Genomic DNA, 6,512 nt, shown 5'->3' on the forward strand with positions numbered 1-6,512 from the left:
CGTTGCTGGCATCAAAGGCAACGCCGCCCACCCCGGTCAGTTGCGCAGTCAGATTTTTGTTGGAATCCGGGCTGACATCGGTGGCAATAATCAGGGCATTAGGATTGTCCAGCAGCAGGTTAATCGCGCTCAGATCGTAATTCAGATACAACCCAAAAGCACCTAGAGCATTGGTGTTAGACAACGTGTAATTGTAGGTTGCCTCTGCTACACGCACTGTATTTTGATCAATCCCTTTGACCACACCTTGCCCCGGTGTCACGGCAACATCATCAATCGTCAGCGTCAAATTCTCAACACCGCTGGCGCTGTTCGCGCTGATCAGCCGTGTGACCGCCCCTCGGTCCTGATCTAGAATCGAGAGAGCTGATGGCAGGTTGTTATCCCAAGAAGCACCGCCGACCAGATTCACGGTCCCCCCGCTAGCGCCCAAGGTTTGGGTAGTAATGGTGCTCTCAGCGCTGGAGAACGGTGCCCCGCCGGTAAAGTTCAGCTTACCGCCATTCAGCGTCAAGCTCTGCAACGTTGCGTTGCTCGGCGTGCCAGCTACCCCCACCGTGGTCACGCTGCCATTCCCCAAGGTCAGCCCAGCCAACGCCAGAGCGCTGGCATTGGTATCGGCCAACGAGAAGGTGGTGTTATTCAGCGTCACGTTGCCGGTGAAGGCGGACCCCGCTCCGGCTCCGAAACTGAAGGCGCTATTGGCCGTATCCACATTCACCTGCCCGGCCCCGGTCAGGGCGTTGTTCAGGGTAAAGGCCCCGCTGTTGTTGATATTCAGGGTGCTGGTCGCATCGTTGACGTTCAATACGGTGTTCGCATCCAACGTCGTGGCACCGTTCAGCGTTAGCGAGGCGCCGGTGTTGATGTCCAGCAGGCCGCTAAAGCCCGCCGCATTGTTGCTACCGGAAAGGTTGATGTTGCTGTTGCGCAGCACCCAGCTTCCCGCACCATTGAGGGCATTATTCAATGCAGTCAAGGTGCCGCCCGCATAGGTATCAAAAATCAGCGTGCTGCCGCTGCCAATGCTGACGCCGCCGGTGCCCAGGTTATCGTTCTGCGAAACGGTCAGGGTACTGCTGCCTATCAGGTCAAACAGGCCGGCAAAGCTGCTGTTAGTGCCGGTCAGGGTGGTGTTGGACGCATTGCTGAGCTGCACGGTAGAATCCAATACTCCGCTCAGGGTATTGTCGAGATTATCGGTGAAACCGTTCAGCAACAATTGGGCGGTAGCATCCGTTAAATCTACCTCAGCATTCCCCAAATTGGCAGCGCTGCTAACCGTCAGGCTACCGTTGGCATTCACATCAAATGTCCCGCTGAAGCTGTTATTCCCTGTCAGGGTGACAGCGGCATTAGCATTCACGGTACCCACACCGCTGAGCTGGTTGCCAAAAGCCGGGTTGGCACTGTTGAGGTTCAGAGTGCCATTCACTTCAACCCCACTACTACCCAGATTACCCGCCCCGCTGAGCGTGGCGATCGCCCCGCTGGCCACCGTGGTCTGCGTCTGGGCCGACAGGCCGCTGTTTGCGCCCGTCACGGTGAACGTACCGCCATTGATATTCAATGCACCCGTGCCGGTCAGCCCACCGGTGCTACTCGACGTGCCGCCATTGCTCACATTCAGGGTGCCTCCGGCCAAGCCGACGGTACCCGCGTTATTTAATGCAGTAACGGTTTGCTCATGGCCCGCCAAGTTAACCGTTGCGCCGGCAACAACGTCAAGCAACGAAGTGTTGCCCAGCGCGTTATTGGTTCCCAGCGTCAGACTACCGGCATTGACCGTAGTAGTACCCGTATAGTCGTTCAACTCATTACTGATAGTCAGCGCCGTGCTATCTGCGCCAATGGCCAGATTACCGACACCGGTTAACTGTGAGGTCAGCGTGGTATTACTGGCCCCGTTAGAGGTCAAGGTCAGCGTTTGCCCAGCTTGCAGATCCGACTTCGTCAGTTGTTCATGGATACTCAACCCCAGATTACTGAAACCATAATTGCTGACCAGATCAAAATCGTAGGTATTCACTGCGACCACTTGGCCGCCCTGTATATAGTCTGCCGTGGTTCCCGTCAGCAGGTTATTACCCAATAAATCCTGCAGTTGAAGCCTTGCTAAATCCGCAGCAGAAAGCGCATTGCCACTTTGCACCAGATCGGTAAAAGCCCCAGCATTGAGATCTAAAATATTACCGGCGGTCAGCAACGTAGGATCGGCCTGGATCACCGAGTTTCCAGTGACGGAGAGTAAACCCGCCCCTGTACCGCCACCGGTACTGATCAGGCCCCCCGGTGAAAACTGCAAGGTGCCGCCGTTAAAGACCAGATCGCCCACGTTATGCACACCGGGATCCAGAGTGAGAACCCCTCCGGTTGAATTACGCAGCGTGGCGTTATTCAGCGCACTGGAATTGAGGCCCGACAAATTGAACGTGGCATTACTGATATCCACGGTACCGGCAAAGGCACTACCGGCACCGACGCCAAAATCAAAGGCACCGCCCGTGTCGTTGATATTCAGCAAGCCCGTACCGGTCAAGGCATTGTTAAACGTCCCGCTATTGGAAAAATTCAACACGCCGTTAAGCGCAATCGAAGCGGTACCGAACTGGTTAAATGCATTGGCGTTCAACGTGCCACCCGCATCAATCTGCCAGTTACCGGCAAAAGTGCTGGCCGCGTTTAGAGTGACATTGCCAGCCGACTGCACCCGCGCATTGCCTGTGCCACCGAGAATAGCGCCAAATGCGCCGTTATAGGTATTACCGAATAACAGGCTATTACCGGCAGCCAGATTGACATTGCCGCTGGTAATATTACTGCTGTCACTCAGGGTAATCTGGGAGTTGCCGGTCAGATTAATATCCGCGAAGTTTTGCAGCCGGGTTGCGCTGTTCAAAGTGCGGGTAGAGTTGCTCAGATTCAGCGTATTGGTGCCGCCCCCCGCATTCAGCACCCCTAGAGAGGTGGTACTACCGCTCGTGAGGTTATTGACATTGAAGGTGTCGTTACCGGCTCCGGTATTCACCGTATAGATCGTGGCGCCATCGTTAATGTTAACGATATTATTACCGGCTCCCAGATCGATGATCCCGGTACTGACCGAGCCACTGTTCAACGTCAGCGTATCCGCCCCTGTGCCGCTGGTCAGCGAACCCAATGTACCGTTGTTAACGACGGTGTTACCGCTGTTCCCCATGGAAACGCTGCCGCTGATGCTCCCGTTATTGGTCAATGTCTCGGCAATACTGTTGCCAAAGGTGATGGCGGCAGCCCCCCCGCTGGCATTGATCGTCGAGTTAGGGCCAAGGGTGACGGCACCTCCGGTGGCACCCGAGGTCGCAATGCCCGTTGCTGCGACATTGTTGACATTGATATCCAGGTAAGCGGAAGAGAGATCGAGCGAAGTCGTTGAACTGATCCCGGTGACCGCACCACTTCCCGTGAGGTTGATGGCGTTATTTGCCAAACCTTGCAGGAAATTAAGGCCAGCCAGGGTGGTGAACACCGTGCCGCTGGTGGCATTAAATTGGACATTACTGAGATTGACACTCCCCGAGGCCCCTTTGGCGATCGCACTGCCGGTTCCCCCCAGGTTGAAAATGGTGCCAGTTAACGTCTGGATGCCCAGGTTGCTTGCACCGATGGTCAGGCCGGTAGCCACACCGGTGGTCGCTATCGTTCCGTTGACAAGATTAAGCACAATGTTGTTGCCGAGCGTAATACCGCTACCCCCGGTCGCCGTGATTGTCCCACCGGTACTATCTACCGAGATGACTTTACCGGCAGTCGTCGCATTCAATGCCAAACCGGCAGTGGTGCTGGTAATCGAACCGCTGTTGGTCAGCGTGACAGTTCCTGTACCATTATGGGTGAGTGCCACACCGGCAGTGGTACTGTTAATCGTCCCAGCGTTAGTAACATCTACCGTGCTGCTCCCCGCATCTGTGACACTGATCCCGGTGGCTTTTCTGATCGTCCCTTCCGCCTCATTGCGCACCACCACTTTGCCCGAGGAGTTAGCAGTGACGTTAATCCCAGTGCCAGCAGTGACATTTGCCGTGCCATCAGAGATAGTCGCTCCGGAGCGAATATAAATTCCCCCCGCACCGGTGGTTTTGGTGGCAAGTATCCCACTATTCGTCGAACCACTTACGGTAATAATGGAACCAGGTGCGATGTTATAGATCACATCATTAGGTGAAGTCGGCCCATTATAAATAGCTGAAGACGATGCAGCACTGCTAGCATTACTAATGCCGTTACCTGAAGGAGGGACTATATTTAATATAGCACCACTGCCAAAACCACCACCTGGCGTATAAGTACCAATTTTCAAACCATTATTATCAGCGGCAAGAAGATTTTGGGCTCCACCAGTCATCAGCAAGCCAAATCTAGCACCGTCATCGATAAAATAGCTGTAATTATGGGCATTAGTCAGCCCTGCATAAGCCTGCCCATTGGTAAATTGAGCACCGGTGAAAAGCACATCAGCGGTGCTGGTTAAATGAATGATACTATTGAGCGCACTGTCGTTAGTCCACAGCACCGCTGGAAAGCCACCGTTAGCTAGCTGAGTGACATGAAAACGCCCGTTGAACGTGATATTGCTACCAAGTATGACTTGGCGATAAGCACCGAATGTAATCCCTGCGTCAGTATTTATATTCCCGATTGTAATAGGGGAATCATTCGGTTGTTCACCGGCAGAGTCCGCCCCCATGGCAACCAACTTACCATCCGCAATAGAGTTAACATTATCAACATTTACTGCAATATTAACCGATGGATTATTTATAAAGATAAATCTATTAACATTCGCCGAACCATTCGTAGCTATAATGTTATTGAAATTAACTATACTTAATGATGCTGAGCTCGCTGTCGTTGCTGGAGATGCTATATTTAAACCATAATTTCTATAGGTTATATTATAAACACCGCCGCCATCAATAACTAGATTTGGCCTGTTATTTCCCAAGTAGAAACTATAACCTGCATCGGGTAACGTGATATTGTCCGTCAAAAGAATAGTACTTACAGTACTGGCAGAGGCTAATGCCGTTTGTAATTGAGCTGGAGTTGATACTGGAGCACAAGTCGCTGGCCCCAAACTTGCACATTCGGCAAGAGTAATAGCGTAAACCTGTTGGCTGCCGAGAAGTCCGCAAAGTGAGAGTGCTATTACACTAAGTTTGGTAGCAAGGAAATGCTGAGGTTGCAAACCGTTAGTAGGGCATGAAAAACCTGTGTTACTGGCTGTTTTTTGTCTCCCTTTCGCCAGTTCACTCACTACCACCCAAACCTGTAATGCAGCACTCCATATTACTCTATAGACCTTGTTCATAAACACTCCTTTAAAAACGGTCAGCCATCATCAAACTGTCTACTGCCTAAAACTCAGGGCTATGCAGTGGCGAGATTTGAGGACACAAAAAAACAAATTTACATTAAATCTAGTTCTGTCCTGCCAAAATGCAAACAGACCCATTACGGGTTGAATTCTTTTAAAATCAAGGACAAAGAAGGGCTATCTATGCTGTTTTTTTGAAATTAATATATGCATTCAATGAGTTAAGATTACTCTCATTGAAATATCACCACCATTTATAATGATATTCATTCTCATATAAATGACACCTATCTAATTGATATAAAACATATTAAAGTAATTTTAATATATTTGGCGGGTAAGAAATTTTAGGAAAACCAAGGTAATTCAAGGAGTGGAAAATCAAATAATAAGGATATTACCTATATCAATCGGAGTTCAAAGTAAACAGCTCAGGATGAGGCCCACTTAAATATTTCATCTAGCCAAGATTACAGAATGGGATTCAGCCCAAGTTGAACGATCTGTTCAATCGCCAAATATCCCACCGGACTGAGCGATGCCGATCATAACAGCAATTCCTGATAAAGAACGACGACTGATGCGTAAAGAAGCCCAACAGACCCGTTATCAAGGTGGAGTACGTCAAAGATTCTTGGAAGTCGGTGGTGAGAAATTATTGGCTGCGATTCGGTGGTGGCCAATGTAGGGGAAAACATCGCTCTCGAACGTTTTCATCATCTCTTCGGCATACGAATCTGACCAGCGATCGCGGCGCTTTTCGTACCACTCACGCGCTATCTCTCAATGTGCGTACCGCCTTCAAGGGGGGACTTTTTGGGGGTGCTTAGTTCAATACCCCCATCTATCCCCCCAACGGTGAATAGATTTCAATACAACTTAATAGACGTCAGGATAATGAAATTTGATGTAAAGGCTTGTGGGTAGTGGCTTGAGTAGACTTTGGGATACTTAGGGAGAAGTGAGTTTGGAGCGGTGAAGGGAGTAGAACGCCAACACTTAAATCCAGTAAATACGGTACTTCATGAGTTGATCTTACCCACGAACAATGGACACATGGCTAAGCGAGGTTCTGTTTTTCAAATTGTTCCGGGCTAAGACCACCACAGGCACTGTGGCGACGCCAACGATTGTAATCGCACTCGATATAATTAAA

Annotated in this window: 2 protein-coding genes and 3 pseudogenes; 1 reads left to right on the forward strand and 4 read right to left on the reverse strand. The window is 50.6% G+C overall.

The window, feature by feature from the left end; genetic code table 11:
* Together BMI79_RS22600 and BMI79_RS24645 are read right to left on the reverse strand one after the other, a co-directional pair.
* The coding region (locus tag BMI79_RS22600; RefSeq protein WP_425272371.1) for a beta strand repeat-containing protein at positions 1–4,726 on the reverse strand (4,726 nt) is incomplete at its 3' end.
* A gap of 537 nt (positions 4,727–5,263) precedes the next feature.
* Positions 5,264–5,350: pseudogene (locus BMI79_RS24645) on the reverse strand (ESPR domain-containing protein); the annotation flags it as partial.
* A 544-nt stretch (positions 5,351–5,894) separates the two neighbouring features.
* Here BMI79_RS24645 and BMI79_RS24650 point away from each other — a divergent pair.
* Positions 5,895–5,984, forward strand: a pseudogene (locus BMI79_RS24650) (hypothetical protein); the annotation flags it as partial.
* A gap of 35 nt (positions 5,985–6,019) precedes the next feature.
* Here BMI79_RS24650 and BMI79_RS24655 read toward each other — a convergent pair.
* Positions 6,020–6,136: pseudogene (locus BMI79_RS24655) on the reverse strand (phage integrase central domain-containing protein); the annotation flags it as partial.
* Between the two features lie 280 nt (positions 6,137–6,416).
* Positions 6,417–6,512, reverse strand: a 96-nt coding sequence (locus BMI79_RS22610) for an IS3 family transposase (RefSeq protein WP_143555414.1), incomplete at its 5' end; no start/stop codon positions are given.

This window comes from Serratia oryzae (assembly GCF_001976145.1).
GTDB lineage: Bacteria > Pseudomonadota > Gammaproteobacteria > Enterobacterales > Enterobacteriaceae > Chania > Chania oryzae.